This window comes from Xanthomonas sp. LMG 12461, from assembly GCF_009192935.1.
Lineage (GTDB): Bacteria > Pseudomonadota > Gammaproteobacteria > Xanthomonadales > Xanthomonadaceae > Xanthomonas_A > Xanthomonas_A sontii.
In genome coordinates this window covers 67,141-87,153 of record NZ_NQYT01000004.1, presented here as the reverse complement: position 1 = coordinate 87,153, position 20,013 = coordinate 67,141, and the positions used below count along the sequence as shown (strand labels likewise).

The window sequence follows — 20,013 nt, the reverse complement described above, 5'->3', positions numbered from 1 at the left end:
GATGAGCGCCCAGCCCGGAACCCTGCATGTCGTCGCCACGCCGATCGGCAACCTCGCCGACCTGACGCCGCGCGCCCAGGAGACGCTGCGCTCGGTCGCGGCGATCTGCGCCGAGGACACCCGCCGCAGCGGCCAGCTGCTGGCCCACTTCGGCATCGAGCGGCCGCTGCTGGCGCTGCACGAACACAACGAGGAGGCGCTGTCGCAGCGCATCGTCGCGCGCCTGCTGGAGGGGCAGTCGCTGGCCCTGGTCAGCGACGCCGGCACCCCGTTGGTCAGCGACCCCGGCTACCGCCTGGTGCGCGCGGCACGCGCGGCCGGGGTCCGGGTCAGCCCGGTGCCCGGCGCCTGCGCGGCGATCGCCGCGCTCAGCGTCGCCGGCCTGCCCAGCGACCGCTTCGCCTTCGAGGGCTTCCTGCCGGCCAAGGCCTCGGCGCGCCGCGAGCGCCTGGCGCGGTTGGCCGGCGAGCCGCGCACCCTGGTGTTCTACGAAGCCTCGCACCGCATTGCCGAGTCCCTGGCCGACTGCCGCGCCGCCTTCGGCGATGCCCGCCCGGCAGTCATGGCGCGCGAATTGACCAAATTGTTCGAGACCGTGCTCGACGGCACCCTGGCCGACCTGCACGCGCGGGTCGAGGCCGACGACAACCAGCGCAAGGGCGAGTTCGTGCTGATGGTGCAGGGCGCCGGCGACGACGCCGACGCGCAACTGGCCGAAGGCCGCCGCGTCTACGCCAAGCTCAGCGAACATCTGCCGCCGTCCACCGCCGCCAAGCTGGCCGCCGAACTGACCGGTGCGTCGCGCAAGGCGTTGTACGGCGGTGTCTAGCAAGGTCGCGCGTCAGCAGGCGCGGGAGTTGGCTTGGCTGAACCTTGCTAGAGCCGTTATGCCGGAAGAAATTCCTGACGGCGTTGTAGAGCAACCGCAGCCGCCTGCCCCTGACTTTTTGATTCGAAGCGATGGCACGGTCTTTGGCATTGAGGTCACTCAGCTTTTTCAGTGTGATGACCCAGCATTGCGTCTGCAGCCTCGAGAAATTGAACCGGCACAGCACAACATCGTCGATGATGCTAGATCGTTGTACGAGTCTTCGTACGGCCATCGCTTGTTCGTCAACGTCTTATTCAATGGTGCTCCGCCTGAAAAAAAGCCAGCGGTCCGCGAACTTGTCGCGCTTGTGCATAAGCATCGTCCGGAAACGGGTGAGATGTTCCAGGCATTGGATGCTCGCTCCCGCGCTCTCCTTCCCTGGTGGATCGAGGGATTGACGATCTGTGAGCAAGAACCAGACGAGCCTTCCCAGTGGATCGGTGGCTCTGTATGGAGTACGCCGGATTTGACGCACGACATGCTGCAGGCCGCAGTTTCGATAAAGAATGAAAATGTCGATAGCTACTTAGCGTGCTGTGATCAGGTGTGGCTCTTGGTCATATGTGATCTGTGGCCGATGGCCGCAAGTTTGTCGATACCGCGAAGTGCAACGGAGTGGCAGTTGGAAAGCCGTTTCGCGCGGGTACTATTGGTTTCCCGTGACGATAAGGGGATCAGCTTCTGAACGGGAAACATGCGACAATACTCATGGCGGAGCCGGCCAGACAGTCGCGTCATCCCCTCGCATTTCGGTGCGGCGGGATGCCGAGGAAAGTCCGGGCTCCATAGGGCAAGGTGCCAGGTAACGCCTGGGCGGCGCGAGCCGACGGACTAGTGCAACAGAAAGATACCGCCTACGTCTGCGCAAGCAGGCCGGTAAGGGTGAAATGGTGCGGTAAGAGCGCACCGCGAGTCCGGTAACGGACCGGCACGGCAAACCCCACCTGGAGCAAGACCAAATAGGGACCTCATGGCGCGGCCCGCGTCGGGTCCGGGTAGGTTGCTTGAGCGTACCGGTGACGGTGCGCCTAGAAGAATGACTGTCCACGACAGAACCCGGCTTATCGGCCGGCTCCGCCACTTTTCTTCTTCACAGACGCGCGCTCTGGCGCTCGCTCGCTTGCCTCGAATGCAGGGCTGGCGCTGCCCCGGCGGCGCTATGGAGCCTGGCTTGTCGCCGTTGCCGATTCTGTTCGCTTCGCCGCCGTCGCTGCTCCATTGTGGGAGGGACTTCAGTCCCGACTGCACGCACCTGACGTGCCAACACAGGTCCGCCACGCCATCGTTGCTGGAAGGTGGTGGCTGAGCGCAGGCGTTACCGCCTCCCGGTGTCCGCCCCTGGGGGCCAGTTCTCCAGCCGCGTCTCCCCCTGAAACACTCCGTCCGGGCCGAACCGGCGCTCATGGATCCAGCCGTGCCCGGCGGCATCCACCGCGACGATAGTGCTGGCGCGGGTGCCGTAGTCGTGGCCGCGGATGAAGGCCGGCGACAGCCGCCGTTCCAGGTCCGGGCCGACCCCGGTGTCGGGCAGGTCGGCCGGGTCGGCCAGGGTCTCGTCGGCCAGCGCCCGCCACAGCGGCGCCAGGTCGTCGTCGCCGGCGGCGATCCAGGCGCTCACGGCCGCGCGCAGGCGCAGGGTCTTGGGCCAGGGCGCGTCGAGCGCGCCGTTGGACATGCCGTGCACACCGGATTCCAGGGCGCTGCGGCCGGGCGGGTGGTTGCCCACGTAGGCGGCGCCGGCGGCATCGGCCAGTAGCAGGTTGAACGGCGGGTAGGCGTCGGCGCGCGCCGCCAGCGCGTCGGCGAAGGCGGCGGCCGGCTGTTCGCCGCTCAGGTAGTCGGCGATCAGGGCGCCGCGCGAGGCGCCGGACATCGACGCCAGCGGGTCGCGCACGTTGGTGACCACGGCGCAGCGGCCGGCGGCGTCCAGCCCCACCCAGGTGCCGCCGGAGCGCAGGTCGCGCCCGGCCAGCAGGCGCTGCGCCGGGGCCGGCCAGCGCTGCAGCGGCGCGGTCGGGCGCGCGTGGAATTCGTCGCGGTTGCCGACCAGCAGCAAGCGCCATCGCGGGTGCGCAGCGTGCGCGAGAACGACCAGACACATGCCCGGCAGTGTGCGCGCTTGCGCAGCGCGGCGCGAGCCCGGGCGCCATGTCGACGGCCGGTGACGACCGTCTTAACGCCGCGTACACAGGCCTGAATTTCCGTTCAATCTCAAAATTTGAGACGAAACAGTAACTTGTGGATAAGCCTTGAACAAGTCTCTAAAGATCGTTGCAAACCATTGATCCCGCTAGCGATTTACCGCTCGCAAAGTTGTTGACAACCCGTTGCGCGCTGCTAAGGTGGGCACTTGAGGGGAAACCGGGTTTTTTGTGGTTTTTCGTGGTTCAATGACCGCCCAGGCGGATTCGGAAAGGTGCAGGCGTCGTGTTTCAGGGCGAGACCGCAATCACTGTGGACGACAAGGGGCGTATGGCGGTTCCCACCGCGTACCGCGACCTCGTCGCGCGCGTGAGCGGCAATCGGCTGGTGCTGACCTACAACCCGTTCGAGGCCGGCTGCCTGTGGCTGTATGCGGAGAAGGAGTGGGAGCGGGTCCGTGACGACGTCATGGCCAAGCCCAACACCCAGCGCGTGGTGCGGGTCCTGCAGCAGAAGCTGGTGGGTTCGTCGGCCGCGCTGGAGCTGGATGCCAACGCCCGCATCACCATTCCGCCGAGCCATCGCGCCGCGGTGGGCATTGAAAAGCGCGCCGTGCTGTTGGGCATGGGCGACAAGTTCGAACTGTGGAGCGAGCAGGCTCATCGCGCACTGATCCAGCAGACGTTGTCTGACGAGGATCTGGGCGATGGATTGCTCGATCTGAAGTTGTGAGTCGGGGTGTCCGGATGCGCGGACAGGCGCAGGCCGGTCACCTCCCGGTGTCGCAACCATCGGCGGCGCATGTGCCGGTGTTGTTCGCGCAGGTCCTGGACGGGCTGCAGGTGATCGAAAACGGAATCTATCTGGATGGCACGTTCGGGCGTGGCGGACACGCGCGCGGGGTGCTGCACAAACTCGGCCCAGGAGGCCGGCTGCTGGTGATGGACAAGGATCCCGAGGCGATCGCCGAAGCCGAACATGCGTTCGGCGGCGACGCGCGCGTGTCCATCTATCGCGGCAGCTTCGCCGAGCTGGGCCAGTGGGATGCCGCCACCGCCCTGGACGGGGTGCTGTTCGACCTGGGCGTGTCCTCGCCGCAGCTGGACGTGGCCGCGCGCGGCTTCTCCTTCGGCAAGGACGGCCCGCTGGACATGCGCATGGACCCGGACGCTGGCGAGAGCGCCGCGCAGTGGCTGGCGCGCGCCGAGGAGCGCGAGATCGCCGACGTGCTGTGGACCTACGGCGAAGAGCGGCAGAGCCGGCGCATCGCCCGCGCCATCGTCGCCCGCCGCGAGAAGCAGCCGCTGACCCGCACCGCCGAATTGGCCGAGCTGATCGCCAGCGTGATGCCGCGCGGCGACAGCAAGACCCACCCGGCCACCCGCAGCTTCCAGGCCATCCGCATCCTCATCAACCGCGAGCTGGCCGATCTGGAGACCGGCCTGGACGCGGCGCTGGCCCGGCTCAAGCCCGGCGGCCGCCTGGCGGTGATCAGCTTCCACTCGCTGGAAGACCGCATCGTCAAGCAGTTCATGCAGCGCCACGCCAAGGCCCCGCCGAGCAACCGCCGCCTGCCCGAGGCCACCACCTTCGTGCCGACCCTGCGCCTGCACGGCGGCGCGATCAAGGCCGACGCCGACGAACTGGCGGTGAACCCGCGCGCGCGCAGCGCGGTGTTGCGGGTGGCGGAGAAGCTGGGAATCGGGAGTCGGGAATCGGGAATCGGGAAAGGCGAAAGCAAGAGCGCGCTTCCCGGGACGGAAGGTTTCCGTGTGCGGTCGACCGGCTCTTCCCCATTCCCCATTCCCGTTTCCCCATTCCCGCCGGCCCATGGCGCGCTCCACAGGAGCGCCCCATGAGCCGGCTGCTGCTGCTCGTGCTGCTCGCCTGCACCATCGCCTCGGCGATCGGGGTGGTGTACATGCGTCACCGCCATCGCCAGTTGTTCGTGGAGCTGTCGCGGCTGGAGCACAACCGCGACGAGCTGAACATCGAGTTCGGCCGGCTGCAGCTGGAGCAGGCGACCTGGGCCGAGAGCAATCGCGTCGACCAGGTCGCGCGCGAGCGGTTGGGGATGAAGTTCCCCGAGACCGGCGACATCGTGGTGGTGCGTCCGTGAACAAGAGCGGCCGCAATCGCCCCCGCAGCAACTTCAACCTGCGCGGCCGCCTGGTGCTGGTCGGCGCCGCGCTGGGCCTGTGCTCGGTGACCCTGATCGGCCGCGCGGCCTACGTGCAGCTGATCAACAGCGATTTCTACCAGCGCCAGGGCGAGGCGCGCTACCTGCGCGAGCTGCCGATCGCCACCTCGCGCGGCATGATCACCGACCGCAACGGCGAGCCGCTGGCGGTGTCCACGCCGGTGGAGTCGATCTGGGTCAACCCGCAGGAACTGCTGCGCAGCCCGGACCGCATCCCGCAGCTGGCGCAGGCGCTGGAGCTGCCGGTCGACGAACTCACCGCCAAGCTCTCGCAGAAGGCGGACAAGGAGTTCATGTACCTCAAGCGCCGGATCAATCCGGACAAGGCGCATGCGGTGGTCGCGCTGGGCATCCCCGGCGTGTTCTCGCAGCGCGAATTCCGCCGCTTCTACCCGCAGGGCGAAGCGATGGCGCATGTGCTGGGCTTCACCAACATCGACGACCGTGGCCAGGAAGGGCTGGAGCTGGCGTTCGATTCGTGGCTGCGCGGCAAGCCGGGCGCCAAGCGGGTGATCCGCGACCGCAAGGGCGCGATCGTCGAGAGTATCGACCTGGTCAAGCCGGCGCAGCCGGGCAAGGACCTGACCCTGAGCATCGACCGCCGCATCCAGTTCCTGGCCTACAAGGAACTGCGCAACGCGCTGGTCGAGAACAAGGCCGCCGGCGGCTCGATCGTGATCATGGACGTGGCCACCGGCGAGATCCTGGCCATGGTCAACCTGCCGACCTACAACCCCAACGCGGTCAACGGGGTCAACCCGGACGTGCGCCGCAACCGCGCGGTCACCGATCTGGTCGAGCCGGGCTCGACGATGAAGCCGCTGACCATCTCCACCGCGCTCAAGGCCGGGGTGGTGACCAAGGACACGCTGATCGACACCAACCCCGGCTACATGTCGGTGGGCCGCTTCACGATCAAGGACGTGCCGCGCAACAACGGCGTGCTGACCGTGACCGGGGTGATCACCCGCAGCTCCAACATCGGCGCGGCCAAGATCGCGGCCAAGCTGCCGGACCAGACCTTCTACGACCAGGTCCACAGCTACGGCTACGGCAGCTCCCCGCACAGCGGCTTCCCCGGCGAATCGGCCGGCGTGTTCCCGTCGCCGGCGCGCTGGAGCGGCTCGTCCAAGACCACCATGTCCTACGGCTACGGCCTGTCGGTGACGCCGCTGCAGATCGCCCGCGCCTACTGCGCGCTGGGCAACGGCGGCCGCCTGGTCACCCCGACCTTCGTCAAGGGCCAGCACGAGGACAGCAAGCAGGTGCTGGACCCGGCGATCTCCAAGGAAGTGGTGGCGATGATGGAGACCGTGGTCACCCAGGGCGGCGCCAAGGGCGCGGCGATCCTGGGCTACCACGTGGCCGGCAAGACCGGCACCGCGCGCAAGGCCGGCCCCGGCGGCTACGAGCGCGGCCACTACAACGCGCTGTTCGCGGGCCTGGTGCCGGCGAGCAACCCGCGCTTCGCCACGGTCATCGTGATCAACGACCCGCAGGGCGCCAAGTACTACGGCGGCCTGGTCTCGGCGCCGGTGTTCCACAACGTGATGGAAGGCGCGCTGCGGCTGATGGACGTGCCGCCGGACGACATCCAGTCGTGGCTGGCCGCGCAGGCCGCCGGCAAGAGCGGCCACGCGCCGCCGCCGGCGCCGGTGGAGCCGGATCCGGCGACCGTGCCCGACGCCGCCGCCGAAGTCGATGCCGCGCTGCCCAGCGCGCGCGCCGTGGCGCCGCCGGCGCCGGCCGCGTTGCCGGCTCCGCTGCAGGAGACCCGCCAGTGACCCGCGCGATGTCGCTGTCGCAACTGCTGCCGGGTGTGGCGCTGGCGCACGATGTGCAGGTGTCCGGGCTGGTCATGGACAGCCGCGCGGTGCGCCCGGGCGATGCTTTCGTGGCGATCGCCGGCTTCGGCGCGCATGGCCTTGGCTTCGCCGAGCAGGCGCGCGCCAACGGCGCGGTCGCGGTGCTGTACGACCCGCCGGCCCCGGCCGAGCTGCCGGCGCCGGCCGACGCGATCGCGGTGCCGGGCCTGCGCGCGCGCATGGGCGCGATGGCCGACCAGTTCCACGGCCATCCGTCGCAGACCATGACCATGGTCGGGGTCACCGGCACCAACGGCAAGACCTCCACCGTGCAACTGCTGGCGCAGGCCTGGCACCTGCTGGGCACGCGCAGCGGCAGCATCGGCACGCTCGGCGCCGGCCTGTGCGGGCAGGTGCAACCGACCGGCTTCACCACGCCGCTGGTGCTGCCGCTGCACGCGCTGCTGGCGCAGCTGCGCGACGCCGGCGCGCAGGCGGTGGCGATGGAAGTCAGCTCGCACGCGCTCGACCAGGGCCGCGTGGACGCGGTGCATTTCGACGTGGCGGTGTTCACCAATCTCACCCGCGACCATCTCGACTACCACGGCGACATGGCCAGTTACGGCGCCGCCAAGGCGCGCCTGTTCGCCACGCCGGGGCTGAAGTCGGCGGTGGTCAACCTGGACGATGCGTTCGGCCGCGAGTTGCTGGGCACGCTGGATCCGGCGCTGCGCCGCATCGCGGTCAGTTCGCGCGGCCAGGATGGCGCGCAGGTGCGCGCCGAGGCGCTGCGCCTGGACGCGCGCGGCATCGGCTTCACCCTGGCGATCGGCGAGGAGAGGCATCCGCTGCAGTCGCCGTTGCTGGGCCGTTTCAACGTCGACAACCTGCTGGCCGTGGCCGGCGCGCTGCACGCGCTGGACGTGGCGCCGGTGCGCATCGCCGCCACCCTGGCGCAGCTGCAGCCGATCCGCGGGCGCATGAACCGGCTCGGCGGCGATGGTGCGCAGCCGCTGGTGGTGGTCGACTACGCACACACGCCCGACGCGCTGGAACAGGCGCTGCAGAGCCTGCGCGCGCACGCGCAGGGCCGCATCACCTGCGTGTTCGGCTGCGGCGGCGAGCGCGACACCGGCAAGCGCCCGCAGATGGCGGCGATCGCGCAGCGCCTGTCCGAGCGCGTGGTGGTCACCGACGACAACCCGCGTGGCGAGGACGGCGACCGTATCGTCGCCGACATCCTGGCCGGCTTCGACGGCATGCAGGCGGTGCAGGTGCAGCGCGACCGCGCGCAGGCCATCGCCATGGCGGTCGCCGATGCCGGCGCCGAGGACATCGTGCTGATCGCCGGCAAGGGCCACGAGCCGTACCAGGAGATCGCCGGCGTGCGCCATCCGTTCGACGACACCGAGGTCGCCGCGCAGGCCCTGCGCGCGCATGCGGCGGAGGCGGCCCGATGAAGCGCCTGCCGTTGTCGATGATCGCGCACTGGGCCGGCGCCGAACTGCACGGCGACGACGTGGCGATCGACGCGATCAGCCACGACACCCGCAGCCTGGCCGCCGGCAGTCTGTATGTGGCGCTGCGCGGCGAGCGTTTCGATGGCCACGCCTTCGTCGCCGACGCCGCCGCGCGCGGCGCCAGCGCGCTGCTGGTGGAGCGCGTGCAGCCGCAGATCGAACTGCCGCAGATCGTCGTCGCCGACACCCAGCTGGCGCTGGCGCGGATCGCCGCCGGCATGCAGCGTGGCCGTGCCACCCGCGTGGCCGCGATCACCGGCAGCAACGGCAAGACCAGCGTCAAGGCGCTGCTGCTGGCGATCCTGCAGCATGCCTGCCGCATCGACGGCGGCAGCGTCTACGCCAACCCCGGCAACCGCAACAACGAGATCGGCCTGCCGCTGGCGGTGATCGAGGCGCCGGACGACGCCGACTACGCGATCTACGAGATGGGCGCCGGCAAGCCGGGCGACATCGCCTATCTCACCGACATCGCGCCGCCGCAGGTGTCGCTGGTCAACAACATCGCCGCTGCGCACCTGGAGCGCATGGGCAGCCTGCTCGGCGTGGCGCAGACCAAGGGCGCGATCTACACCGCGCTGCAGGCCGACGGCACCGCGGTGATCAATGCCGACGATGCCTTCGGCCTGTGGTTCGAGCAGCGTCTGGCGACCGGCGAGGCGCGGCCGCAGGTGCTGCGCTTCGGCCTGCAGCCGGGCGCCGAGGTCGGTGCCGCGCAGGTCCGCATGGCCGCCGACCGTACCCAGTTCGTGCTGACCACCTCGCGCGGCGACGTCGAGGCGACGCTGCCGCTGCCGGGTCGGCACAATCTGCAGAACGCCCTGGCCGCCGCCGCGCTGGCGCTGGCGCTGGACGTGGCTCCGGCGCGTATCGCCGCCGGCCTGGCGCAGGTGCAGCCGGTGCCGGGCCGGCAGATCACCCACACGCTGCCCAACGGCGCGGTGCTGATCGACGACAGCTACAACGCCAACCCCGGCTCGCTGGCTGCGGCGATCGGCGCCCTGGCCGCGGCCGGCGGCGAGCGCTGGCTGGTGCTGGGCGACATGCGCGAACTCGGCGCCGGCGCCGAGGCGCTGCACGCCAGCGGTGGGCGCCGCGCGCGCGATGCCGGGCTGACCCGGCTGTACGCGCTCGGCCCGCTCAGCGCCCACGCTGCGCAGGCGTTCGGCGAGAACGGCCGCGTCTTCGACAGCCATGCGGCGCTGATCGAGGCGCTGCAGCGCGATCTGGCTGCGGTGGCCGGGAATCGGGAATCGGGAGCCGGGAATCGGCAAGAGCAGGATCAAGAGCAGGAAGTGAAGCAGATGCATGAGAACACCAGCGCGCCGTCCGATGGCGCGCTCCCACGGGTCCCGGGTCCCGGGTCCCGGGTCCCGGCCACGCTCCTGATCAAGGGCTCGCGCGGCAGCGCCATGGACACCGTGGTGCGTGCGCTGCTGAACCAGGCACAGGAGGCGCCGCATGCTGCTTGAACTCGCCCGCTGGCTGCAGCAGCTCGAAAGCATGTTCGGGCTGTTCGGCTATCTGACCTTCCGCGGCATCCTCGCGGCGCTGACCTCGCTGTTCCTGTCGCTGTGGCTGGGCCCGGCGGTGATCCGCAAGCTGGCGCAGTTCAAGGGCGGCCAGCCGATCCGCCAGGACGGCCCGCAGACCCACTTCTCCAAGGCCGGCACTCCGACCATGGGCGGCTCGCTGATCCTGCTCACCGTGCTGCTGTCGGTGCTGCTGTGGGGCGACCTGCGCAACCGCTACGTGTGGCTGGTGCTGGCGGTGATGCTGGCGTTCGGCGTGATCGGCTGGTACGACGACTGGATCAAGATCGTGCGCCGCGACCCGAACGGGCTGAAGTCGCGCTGGAAGTACCTGCTGCAGTCGATCTTCGGCCTGGCCGCGGGCCTGTTCCTGTACTACACCGCCGACGTACCGGCGGCGATCACCTTCTACATCCCGATGTTCAAGTCGATCGCGCTGCCGCTGGCCGGGATCAGCTTCGTGGCCATCGCCTACTTCTGGATCGTCGGCTTCTCCAACGCGGTCAACCTGACCGACGGCCTGGACGGCCTGGCGATCATGCCGACGGTGCTGGTGGCCTGCGCGCTGGGCGTGTTCGCCTATGCCTCGGGCAACGCGGTGTTCTCCGCTTACCTGAAGATCCCGACCATTCCCGGCGCCGGCGAGCTGATCATCATCTGCGCGGCGATCGCCGGCGCGGGCCTGGGCTTCCTGTGGTTCAACACCTACCCGGCGATGGTGTTCATGGGCGACATCGGCGCGCTGGCGCTGGGCGCGGTGCTGGGCACCATCGCAGTGATCGTGCGCCAGGAGCTGGTGCTGGTGATCATGGGCGGCGTGTTCGTCATCGAGACCCTGTCGGTGATGATCCAGGTCGCCTCGTTCAAGCTCACCGGCAAGCGCGTGTTCCGCATGGCGCCGATCCACCACCACTTCGAGCTGAAGGGCTGGCCGGAGCCGCGGGTGATCGTGCGCTTCTGGATCATTTCGGTGGTGCTGGTGCTGGTCGGCCTGGCCACGTTGAAGGTGCGCTGATGAACGACCCCGCCCGCCAAGCGACCCGCCTGGAGGCCATCGGTGGCCGCTACGACCCGTGGCTGCTCGGCGCCGCGGTGGCGCTGGCGTCGCTGGGCGTGGTCATGGTCGGCTCCAGCTCGATCGAGCTGACCACTAGCCCGTTCTACTACCTGAGCCGTCACCTGCTGTTCCTGGCCGGCGGTGTCGGCCTGGCGATCTGGGCGATGCGCACCGAGCTGAAGAACATCGAGCAGTACAACCAGTTGCTGCTGCTGGCCTGCTTCGGCCTGCTGCTGGTGGTGTTCGTGCCCGGGCTGGGCAGCACCGTCAACGGTGCGCGGCGCTGGATCAACCTGGGCATCTCGCGCTTCCAGACCGTGGAAGCGGTGAAGGTGCTGTACATCGTGTGGCTGTCCAGCTACCTGGTGCGCTTCCGCGACGAGGTCAACGCGACCTGGCCGGCGATGCTCAAGCCGCTGGGTGTGGCGGTGGCGCTGGTCGGCCTGCTGCTGCTGCAGCCGGACTTCGGTTCCTCCACGCTGCTGCTGGCGATCACCGCCGGCATGCTGGTGCTGGGCGGGGTGAATCTGCCGCGCATGTCGATGCCGATCGTGATCGGCCTGCCGGTGTTCGCCTTCATCGCGATCCTCGAGCCGTACCGCCTGCGCCGCATCACTTCCTTCCTCGATCCGTGGGCCGACCAGCTCGGTTCCGGCTACCAGCTGTCCAACGCGCTGATGGCGGTGGGCCGCGGCGAACTGTTCGGGGTCGGCCTGGGCGGCTCGGTGCAGAAGCTCAACTACCTGCCGGAAGCGCACACCGACTTCATCTTCTCGGTCATCGCCGAGGAACTGGGCTTCGTCGGCGTGTGCCTGATCATCTCGCTGTACGCGCTGCTGGTCGGCCGCGCGTTCTGGCTGGGCATGCGTTGCGTGGAAATGAAGCGCCACTTCTCCGGCTACATCGCCTTCGGCATCGGCCTGTGGATCAGCCTGCAGAGCTTCGTCTCGGTCGGCGTGAACCTGGGCATCCTGCCGACCAAGGGCCTGACCCTGCCGCTGATCTCCGCCGGTGGTTCCAGCGTGCTGATGACCTGCGTGGCGATGGGCCTGCTGCTGCGCGTGTCCTACGAACTCAATCGCGCCGAGCGCCAGGTGGCGCTGGTGCGCAGCGACGCGGCGATGCCGGTCAAGCAGACCGTGGACAACGCCGAGGACCTGCAGGCCGCACGCGAGGCCAGCGCCAGCGCGGTCGCCGCGGCGATCCAGGGCGGCACCCCGGGGCGCGGCACCAGCCGCATGCAGCCGCGCGTGGAACCGACCTTCGGGAGGCTCGGATGAGCGCGGTGCAGGGCGATCGTCCGGTGATGATCCTCGCCGGCGGCACCGGCGGGCACATCTTCCCCGCGCTGGCCGTGGCCAAGGTGCTGCGCGCGCGCGGCGTGCCGGTGGTGTGGCTGGGCGCGGCCGGGCGCATGGAAACGCGGCTGGTGCCGGAGCACGGCATCGAGCTGGACACGATCGAGATCGGCGGGCTGCGCGGCAAGGGCGCGCTGGCCCTGTTCGGCGCGCCGGTGCGGGTGATGCGCGCGGTGCGTGCCGCCGGCTTCGTGCTGCGCCGGCGTGCGCCGCGCGCGGTGATCAGCTTCGGCGGCTTCGCGGCCGGTCCCGGCGGCCTGGCCGCGCGCCTGCTCAAGCTGCCGCTGCTGGTGCACGAACAGAACCGCGCGCCGGGCCTGACCAACAAGGTGCTGGCGCGGGTCGCACGGCGCGTGCTGACCGGCTTCCCCGGCAGCTTCGCCACGCGCGAGGAAGCGGTGGGCAACCCGGTGCGCGCCGAGATCGCCGCGCTGGCGCCGCCGGCGCAGCGCCTGGCCGGGCGCCACGGCGCGCCGCGGCTGCTGGTGCTGGGCGGCAGCCAAGGCGCACGCGTACTCAACCAGGCGCTACCGCAGGCGCTGGCCGCGCTCGGCACGGCCGTGGAGGTGCGCCACCAGTGCGGCGAAGCGCTGCGCGAGGAAGCCGCGCGCGCCTATGCCGATGCCGGCGTCGCCGCCAGCGTCGAAGCCTTCATCGGCGACATGGCCGCCGCCTATGCCTGGGCCGACCTGGTGGTGTGCCGCGCCGGCGCCTCGACCCTGGCCGAACTGTGCGCGGTCGGCATCGGCAGCGTGCTGGTGCCGTTCGCCGCCGCCGTCGACGACCACCAGACCCGCAACGCCGAATACCTGGTCGAGCGCGGCGCCGCCGTGCTGCTGAAGCAGGACGACGCCCTGGCCGGCCACCTGCAGCGCGTGCTGCCCGACCTGCTGGCGCAGCCGGCGCAGCGCCTGGCCATGGCCGAGGCCGCGCGCCAGCTGGCCAAGCCGGATGCGGCCGAGCGGATTGCGGACATCGTTTTGGAAGAAGCCGGGAATGGAGAACCGGGAATGGGGAATGGGTACAAGCACAATCAAGGGCAGAATCACGCAGTGACACACGCAGACACGAACACGCGACAGGCACGGATCGCTGCAGCCGCCGCGCTTCTTCCAATTCCCGATTCCCGTTTCCCCATTCCCGCCTCCGCAGGAGGCCAGCAATGATCCGCCGCCTCCACGACACCGGCGATCTGGTCCGCGCGTTCCCGCGCGTGCACTTCGTCGGCATCGGCGGCACCGGCATGAGCGGCATCGCCGAGGTCATGCTGACGCTGGGCTATGAGGTCTCCGGTTCGGACAACGCCGACAACGCGGCGACCCGGCGCCTGGTCAAGCTCGGTGCGCGGGTGATGCGCGGGCACTCGGCCGCCAATGTGCTCGGTACCGACTGCGTGGTGGTGTCCAGCGCGATCCGCGAAGACAACCCGGAACTGATGGAGGCGCGCAGCCAGCGCATTCCGATCATGCCGCGCGCGGCGATGCTGGCCGAACTGATGCGCTTCCGCCGCGGCATCGCGGTGGCCGGCACCCACGGCAAGACCACCACCACCAGCCTGGCCGCGGCGGTGCTCAGCGAAGGTGGGCTGGACCCGACCTTCGTGATCGGCGGGCAACTGCTCGCCGCCGGCGCCAACGCCAAGCTCGGCGGCGGCCAGTGGCTGGTGGCCGAGGCCGACGAGAGCGACGGCAGCTTCCTGCGCCTGAACCCGCTGATCTCGGTCATCACCAACATCGATGCCGATCACCTGGAGAACTACGGCAACGACTTCGCCCGGGTCCAGGCCGCGTTCGCCGAGTTCCTGCAGCGCCTGCCGTTCTACGGCCTGGCGGTGCTGTGCATCGACGATCCGGAAGTGGCCGCGCTGGCGGCGAAGACCCCGCGCCACGTGATGAGCTACGGCCTCAGCGAGAACGCCGACGTGCGCGCCGAGGACGTGGTGCAGGACGGCCCGCGCATGCGCTTCACCCTGCGCCTGCCCGAAGGCAGCAGCATCCCGGTGACCCTGGCGCTGCCGGGCCGGCACAACGTGCTCAACGCGCTGGCCGCCGCCGCCATCGGCTGGCAGCTCGGCGTGGCGCCGGAGGCGATCGCCAGCGCGCTGCAGAGCTTCGCCGGCATCGGCCGCCGCTTCAACGACCTGGGCGAAGTGACCACCGCCGGCGGCGCGCGCGTGCGCGTGGTCGACGACTACGGCCACCACCCGCGCGAGCTGGCCGCGGTGTTCGCCGCCGCCCGCGGCGGCTGGCCGGACAAGCGCCTGGTGGTCGCGTTCCAGCCGCATCGCTACAGCCGCACCCGCGACCAGTTCGACGCCTTCGCCGCGGTGCTGTCGGAAGTGGACGCGCTGGTGCTTAGCGAGGTCTACCCGGCCGGCGAGGCGCCGATCCCGGGCGCAGACGCGCGCTCGCTGGCGCGCGCGATCCGCGCGCGCGGCCGCAGCGAACCGGTGGTGGTCGGCCAGGTCGGCGAACTCGACAGCGTGCTGCCGGACGTGCTGCAGGACGGCGACCTGCTGCTGATGATGGGCGCGGGCGACATCGGTTACGTGGCCCAGCACATCGCCCAGCATGGCTTCGCCGGCGGAGCCGACGCATGAGCGCGCAGACCCTGCCGCCGCCGCGCGTCACCGACCCGGCCGCGTTCGGCCGCGTCGCCGTGTTGCTCGGCGGCACGTCCAGCGAACGCGAGGTGTCGCTGAACTCCGGCGCCAACGTACTCGAGGCGCTGCGCAGCCGCGGCGTCGACGCGCAGCCGGTGGACGGCATTCCCGCCTTGCTCGAGCGCATCCGCGCCGGCGAAGTCGATCGCGTGTTCAACATCCTGCACGGCGGCGACGGCGAGAACGGCGTGCTGCAGGGCCTGCTGCGCGCGCTGCAGGTGCCGTTCACCGGCCCCGACGTGCTCGGTAGCGCGCTGACCCTGGACAAGATCCGCACCAAGCAGGTGTGGATCGCCGCCGGCCTGCCGACCCCGGGCTTCGCCCGCATCGACGCCCAGGCCGACCTGGCCGCGGCCGCCGCCGCGCTGGGCTACCCGCTGTTCGTCAAGCCCGCCTGCGAAGGCTCCAGCGTCGGCGTGTTCCGCGTGCTGTCCGAGGCCGACCTGGCGCCGGTGCGCGCCTTCGCCGCCGACTACCGCGGCGAACTGCTGATGGAGCAGATGGTGCAGGGCGAGGAGTACACCGTCGGCATCCTCGGCGACGTCGCGCTGCCGTCGATCCGCATCGTCCCCGCCGGCGACTGGTACGACTACCACGCCAAGTACATCGCCGAGGACACCCAGTACCTGTGCCCGGGCATGCAGGGCGAGGACGAGACCCAGATCCGCCAGCTCGCGCTGCAGGCCTTCGCCGCCGCCGGCTGCAGCGGCTGGGGCCGCGTGGACGTGATGCGCGACCGCGTGCGCGGCCTGCAACTGATCGAGGTCAACACCGCCCCGGGCATGACCAGCCACTCGCTGGTGCCCAAGGCCGCCGCGCAGCTGGGCGTGGATTTCGCCGGCCTGTGCTGGCGCATCCTGGAGCAGACGCTGTGACGCCGGGAATCGGGAATCGGGAATGGGGAATGGGCAAGAGCGGTGCCGCGTGCGCGGCCGCTTGTGCCTTGCCCATTCCCCATTCCCGATTCCCCATTCCCGCGCACCGGACGGTGCGCCCATGAACGCCTCCCTGCGCATCCTCGCCTGGCTGCTGGCGCTGGCCCTGGTCGCGCTGCCGATCGTGGCCGTGCTCAACGGCTGGGTCGGGGCCGAGCGCTGGCCGCTGAGCCGGCTGCAGGTGAGCGGCGATTTCAAGCGCGTGTCCGCCGAGCAGTTGCGCCAGGTGGTGCTGCCGTATGCGCGCCGTGGTTTCTTCGCGGTGCGCCTGCAGGATGCGCAGGACGCGATCGAGCGCCTGCCGTGGGTGGAGAGCGCGCGCGTGCGCAAGCGCTGGCCGGACGTGCTGGAAGTGCGCGTCGTCGAACACCGCCCATTCGCGCGCTGGGGTGCGGACCGCATGCTGTCCGAGCAGGGCCGCATCTTCGCCCTGCCCAACGAACTGCGCGACGTGGCGCTGCCGCATCTGGCCGGCCCGGACGCCAAGGCCGCCGACGTGGTCGCGCTGTACAACACCTCGCGCGCACTGTTCGCGCCGGTCGGCCTGCCGGTGCAGGGCGTGGCACTGGACGCGCGCGGCAGTTGGTCGCTGGCGCTGGGCAACGGCGTGCAGGTGGTGGTCGGCCGCGACGACGCGCGTGCCCGCCTCGAGCGCTTCGCCCGGGTGCTGCCGCAACTGCTGCAGCCGGGCCAGCCGCCGCTGGCGCGCGCCGATCTTCGCTACACCAACGGATTCACCGTGGCATGGGTACCCGAGAGCAAAGAGCCGAGTAAGGAGCCGGGCAAGGAAAAGAAGCCTGCGGCACCGGCCCAGCCCGCGCGGCACGCGGCACTGGCCGACCCTCCATCCCATCGCGAGAGCCCGCTCTTCTCCCTTCCCCATTCCCGATTCTCTATTCCCGGCTCCAAGACATGAACCGCAAAGGCGACAAATCCCTCATCGTTGGACTGGACATCGGCACCTCCAAGGTCGTCGCGCTGGTCGGCGAATACTCGCCCGGCAACCCGATCGAGGTGATCGGCATCGGTTCGCACGAGTCGCGCGGGCTCAAGCGCGGCGTGGTGGTGGACATCGAATCCACCGTGCAGTCGATCCAGCGCGCGATCGAGGAAGCCGAGCTGATGGCCGGCTGCGAGATCCGCTCGGTGTACGCGTCGATCTCCGGCAACCACGTGCAGTGCAAGAACTCGCCGGGCATCGTGCCGATCCGCGACGGCGAGGTGACCTGGAACGACCTGGACCGCGTGCTGGAAGCGGCCAAGGCGGTGGCGATCCCGGCCGACCAGCGCATCCTCCACGCGATCCCGCGCGAGTACGTGCTGGACGATTCGCAGGAAGGCATCCGCAACCCGGTCGGCATGACCGGCGTGCGCCTGGAGGTGCACGCGCACCTGGTGGTGTGCGCGCAGTCGGCCGCCGCCAACATCAGCAAGTGCGTGCAGCGCTGCGGCCTGCAGGTGGACGACCTGATCCTGTCCTCGCTGGCGTCCTCGGTGGCGGTGCTGACCGCCGACGAGCGCGAGTTGGGCGTGGTGCTGGTGGACATGGGCGCCGGCACCACCGATCTGGCGGTGTTCGTGCAGGGCGCGATCTGCCACACCGCCTCGCTGCCGATCGCCGGCGACCACGTCACCAACGACATCGCGCACATGCTGCGCACGCCGACCCCGGAAGCCGAGCAGATCAAGGTGCGCTACGCCTGCGCGCTGGCGCAGCTGGCCACCGCGGAAGAGAGCATCCAGGTGCCCAGCGTCGGCGACCGCCCGCCGCGGCGCATGCCGCGCCATTCGCTGGCGCAAGCGGTGCAGGGCCGCTACGAGGAAATCTTCGAGATGGTGCAGGCGGAACTGCGCCGCTCCGGCTTCGAGGAACTGGTGCGCGCCGGCATGGTGCTGACCGGCGGCGCCTCGAAGATGGAAGGCGTGGTCGAACTGGCCGAGGAAATGGTGCAGATGCCGGTGCGCGTGGGCATTCCCCAGCACGTCACCGGCCTGGGCGAAGTCGTCGGCAACCCGGTGCACGCCACCGGCGTGGGCCTGCTGCTGATGGGCAGTCAGATCGAACACCCACGCCGCCCGTCGCTGCCGACCGGCCGCGCCGGCAGCTTGTTCAAGAAATTGAAGAACTGGTATCGCGGCGAGTTTTGAGAGCCGGGAATGGTGAATCGGGAATTGGGAATGGGTAAGAGCAAAAGCAAAAGGCGGTGCTGCGGTGAGATCGGTGGAGAGCGGTGAGAGAAGGTAGGTAGGCGTGGTTTTTTTGCAATTCCGCTGAGGAAAGGGTCCCGGGCTGGAGACGCGCTGTTGCGATTCCCCACTCCCGATTCCCCATTCCCAGCTTCCAAACAACAACACTCGCCGAAATGCGGGTGTCGGGACAGCGAACGGAGCGATCCGATTCCCCATTCCCGATTCCCCATTCACGGCTCAAAGAGGAAACGGACATGGCGCATTTCGAACTGATTGAAAAGATGGCACCCAATGCAGTGATCAAGGTGGTCGGCGTGGGCGGCGGCGGCGGCAACGCGGTCGCGCACATGGTCAGCAGCAGCGTGGACGGCGTGGAGTTCATCACCGCCAACACCGACTCGCAGGCGATCAAGAACTGCGGCGCCAAGCTGCAGCTGCAGCTCGGCACCAACGTCACCAAGGGCCTGGGCGCGGGCGCGAACCCGGAAGTCGGCCGCCAGGCCGCGCTGGAAGACCGCGAGCGCATCATGGACGCGCTGCAGGGCGCGGACATGGTGTTCATCACCGCCGGCATGGGCGGCGGCACCGGCACCGGCGCCGCGCCGGTGGTGGCACAGCTGGCCAAGGAAATGGGCATCCTGACCGTGGCCGTGGTCACCAAGCCGTTCCCGTTCGAAGGCCGCCGCCGCATGCAGGTGGCGCTGAAGGGCATCGAGGAACTGAGCCAGCACTGCGACTCGCTGATCACCATTCCGAATGAAAAGCTGATCACCGTGCTCGGCCGCAACGCCACCATGATCCAGGCGTTCCGCGCCGCCAACGACGTGCTGCAGGGCGCGGTGCAGGGCATCGCCGACCTGATCGTGCGTCCGGGCCTGATCAACGTCGACTTCGCCGACGTGCGCACCGTGATGTCGGAAATGGGCCTGGCGATGATGGGCACCGGCTCGGCCCGCGGCGACGACCGCGCGCAGGCCGCCGCCGAAGCGGCGATCCAGAACCCGCTGCTGGACGACGTCAACCTGGCCGGCGCCAACGGCATCCTGGTCAACATCACCGCCGGCCCGGACTTCACCATGGCCGAGTTCGACGAGATCGGCCGCACCATCGAAGGCTTCTCCTCCGAGGACGCCACCGTGGTGGTCGGCACCGTGCTGGATCCGGACATGCAGGACGAAGTGCGCGTGACCGTGGTCGCCACCGGCCTGAACCGTGCGGTGTCGCGCCAGTCGCAGCGTCCGGAGCAGCGCGCGCCGATCAAGCTGGTGCGCAACGCCACCACCGGCCAGCCGGAGTTCGGCGACTTCGAGCATGGCGGCGACGCCGTGTCCAAGGCGGTCGGCGGTGCGATGGGCCTGGGCCTGCGCCGTCCGAGCGGCGACGGCATGGGTGCAGCGCCGTCCGCCCCGGCACCGGCCGCGGCCGACCTGCCGAGCGACTACCTGGATATCCCGGCGTTCCTGCGCCGTCAGGCCGACTGATGCCGTCCCTGGCGCAGCCGTCCGGCTTGCGGATGGGCCTGCCCGGCCATCCGTGGCCGGGCGCGGGGCCGCTCGCGACGCAGTGCGTCGCAAGCGAGCGGCCCGCCCTGCGCCGCCAGGCCGACTGAGGTCGATGCGTCATCGGCCGGCGTTCGCGCCGGCCCGCAACACCGCCGTCCAGGAGCGCCTCCCTGGCCGGCGCGCCGTGTCCCTTGCTGCCGGGTCCTTGCGACCCGGCAGGTTTTTGCGACCGCGACGCC

17 protein-coding genes and 1 other RNA gene are annotated in these 20,013 nt (G+C 69.9%); 17 read left to right on the top strand and 1 reads right to left on the bottom strand.

Going from position 1 to position 20,013, the window contains the following annotated elements:
- Position 1: 1 nt before the first annotated feature.
- The 3 genes from rsmI (at position 2) to rnpB (ending at position 1,951) form a co-directional block, all read left to right on the top strand.
- The gene (rsmI, locus tag CEK68_RS01700; RefSeq protein ID WP_152238334.1) at positions 2–829 is read left to right on the top strand and encodes a 16S rRNA (cytidine(1402)-2'-O)-methyltransferase; all 828 of its coding nucleotides are present in this window, start codon (positions 2–4) and stop codon (positions 827–829) included.
- On the top strand, positions 822–1,556 hold the full coding sequence (locus CEK68_RS01695) for a hypothetical protein (protein ID WP_152238333.1): 735 nt from the start codon (positions 822–824) through the stop codon (positions 1,554–1,556). Before rsmI ends, CEK68_RS01695 begins: the two co-directional genes overlap by 8 nt.
- A gap of 28 nt (positions 1,557–1,584) precedes the next feature.
- Positions 1,585–1,951: RNase P RNA component class A (gene rnpB / locus CEK68_RS01690), an RNA gene on the top strand.
- 235 nt (positions 1,952–2,186) lie between these two features.
- Here rnpB and CEK68_RS01685 read toward each other — a convergent pair.
- Complete coding sequence (locus CEK68_RS01685; RefSeq protein ID WP_152238332.1) at positions 2,187–2,972, bottom strand: NRDE family protein; 786 nt, start codon at positions 2,970–2,972, stop codon at positions 2,187–2,189.
- Between the two features lie 326 nt (positions 2,973–3,298).
- Between CEK68_RS01685 and mraZ the strand changes: the two genes are divergently transcribed.
- The 14 genes from mraZ (at position 3,299) to ftsZ (ending at position 19,753) form a co-directional block, all read left to right on the top strand.
- A complete protein-coding gene (gene mraZ / locus CEK68_RS01680) occupies positions 3,299–3,745 on the top strand; it encodes a division/cell wall cluster transcriptional repressor MraZ (protein WP_026144304.1) in 447 nt (148 codons plus the stop codon).
- A gap of 14 nt (positions 3,746–3,759) precedes the next feature.
- Complete coding sequence (gene rsmH, locus CEK68_RS01675; protein ID WP_152238345.1) at positions 3,760–4,872, top strand: 16S rRNA (cytosine(1402)-N(4))-methyltransferase RsmH; 1,113 nt, start codon at positions 3,760–3,762, stop codon at positions 4,870–4,872.
- Complete coding sequence (gene ftsL, locus CEK68_RS01670) at positions 4,869–5,132, top strand: cell division protein FtsL (RefSeq protein ID WP_010344441.1); 264 nt, start codon at positions 4,869–4,871, stop codon at positions 5,130–5,132. Before rsmH ends, ftsL begins: the two co-directional genes overlap by 4 nt.
- Positions 5,129–6,997 (top strand): penicillin-binding transpeptidase domain-containing protein, encoded by a 1,869-nt coding sequence (locus CEK68_RS01665; protein ID WP_043093186.1) that lies wholly within the window; start codon positions 5,129–5,131, stop codon positions 6,995–6,997. The genes ftsL and CEK68_RS01665 overlap by 4 nt, the downstream gene beginning before the upstream one ends.
- Complete coding sequence (locus CEK68_RS01660; protein ID WP_152238331.1) at positions 6,994–8,478, top strand: UDP-N-acetylmuramoyl-L-alanyl-D-glutamate--2,6-diaminopimelate ligase; 1,485 nt, start codon at positions 6,994–6,996, stop codon at positions 8,476–8,478. The genes CEK68_RS01665 and CEK68_RS01660 overlap by 4 nt, the downstream gene beginning before the upstream one ends.
- On the top strand, positions 8,475–10,010 hold the full coding sequence (murF, locus tag CEK68_RS01655; protein WP_152238330.1) for a UDP-N-acetylmuramoyl-tripeptide--D-alanyl-D-alanine ligase: 1,536 nt from the start codon (positions 8,475–8,477) through the stop codon (positions 10,008–10,010). The genes CEK68_RS01660 and murF overlap by 4 nt, the downstream gene beginning before the upstream one ends.
- Positions 10,000–11,085, top strand: coding sequence for a phospho-N-acetylmuramoyl-pentapeptide-transferase (mraY, locus tag CEK68_RS01650; protein WP_010344435.1), 1,086 nt, complete (start codon positions 10,000–10,002; stop codon positions 11,083–11,085). The genes murF and mraY overlap by 11 nt, the downstream gene beginning before the upstream one ends.
- A complete protein-coding gene (gene ftsW / locus CEK68_RS01645) occupies positions 11,085–12,407 on the top strand; it encodes a putative lipid II flippase FtsW (RefSeq protein WP_017910425.1) in 1,323 nt (440 codons plus the stop codon). The genes mraY and ftsW overlap by 1 nt, the downstream gene beginning before the upstream one ends.
- Positions 12,404–13,651, top strand: coding sequence for an undecaprenyldiphospho-muramoylpentapeptide beta-N-acetylglucosaminyltransferase (gene murG / locus CEK68_RS01640; RefSeq protein WP_267081995.1), 1,248 nt, complete (start codon positions 12,404–12,406; stop codon positions 13,649–13,651). The genes ftsW and murG overlap by 4 nt, the downstream gene beginning before the upstream one ends.
- Positions 13,648–15,084: a UDP-N-acetylmuramate--L-alanine ligase gene (gene murC / locus CEK68_RS01635; RefSeq protein ID WP_010340124.1), complete on the top strand. Its 1,437-nt coding sequence runs from the start codon at positions 13,648–13,650 to the stop codon at positions 15,082–15,084. The genes murG and murC overlap by 4 nt, the downstream gene beginning before the upstream one ends.
- A complete protein-coding gene (locus CEK68_RS01630; RefSeq protein WP_148827894.1) occupies positions 15,081–16,022 on the top strand; it encodes a D-alanine--D-alanine ligase in 942 nt (313 codons plus the stop codon). The genes murC and CEK68_RS01630 overlap by 4 nt, the downstream gene beginning before the upstream one ends.
- Before the next feature lie 121 nt (positions 16,023–16,143).
- A complete protein-coding gene (locus CEK68_RS01625; RefSeq protein ID WP_017912956.1) occupies positions 16,144–16,998 on the top strand; it encodes a cell division protein FtsQ/DivIB in 855 nt (284 codons plus the stop codon).
- Positions 16,995–18,230, top strand: a complete 1,236-nt coding sequence (ftsA, locus tag CEK68_RS01620; RefSeq protein WP_010340121.1) for a cell division protein FtsA — start codon at positions 16,995–16,997, stop codon at positions 18,228–18,230. Before CEK68_RS01625 ends, ftsA begins: the two co-directional genes overlap by 4 nt.
- Positions 18,231–18,526: 296 nt before the next feature.
- Positions 18,527–19,753, top strand: a complete 1,227-nt coding sequence (ftsZ, locus tag CEK68_RS01615) for a cell division protein FtsZ (protein WP_017909650.1) — start codon at positions 18,527–18,529, stop codon at positions 19,751–19,753.
- Positions 19,754–20,013: the final 260 nt, after the last annotated feature.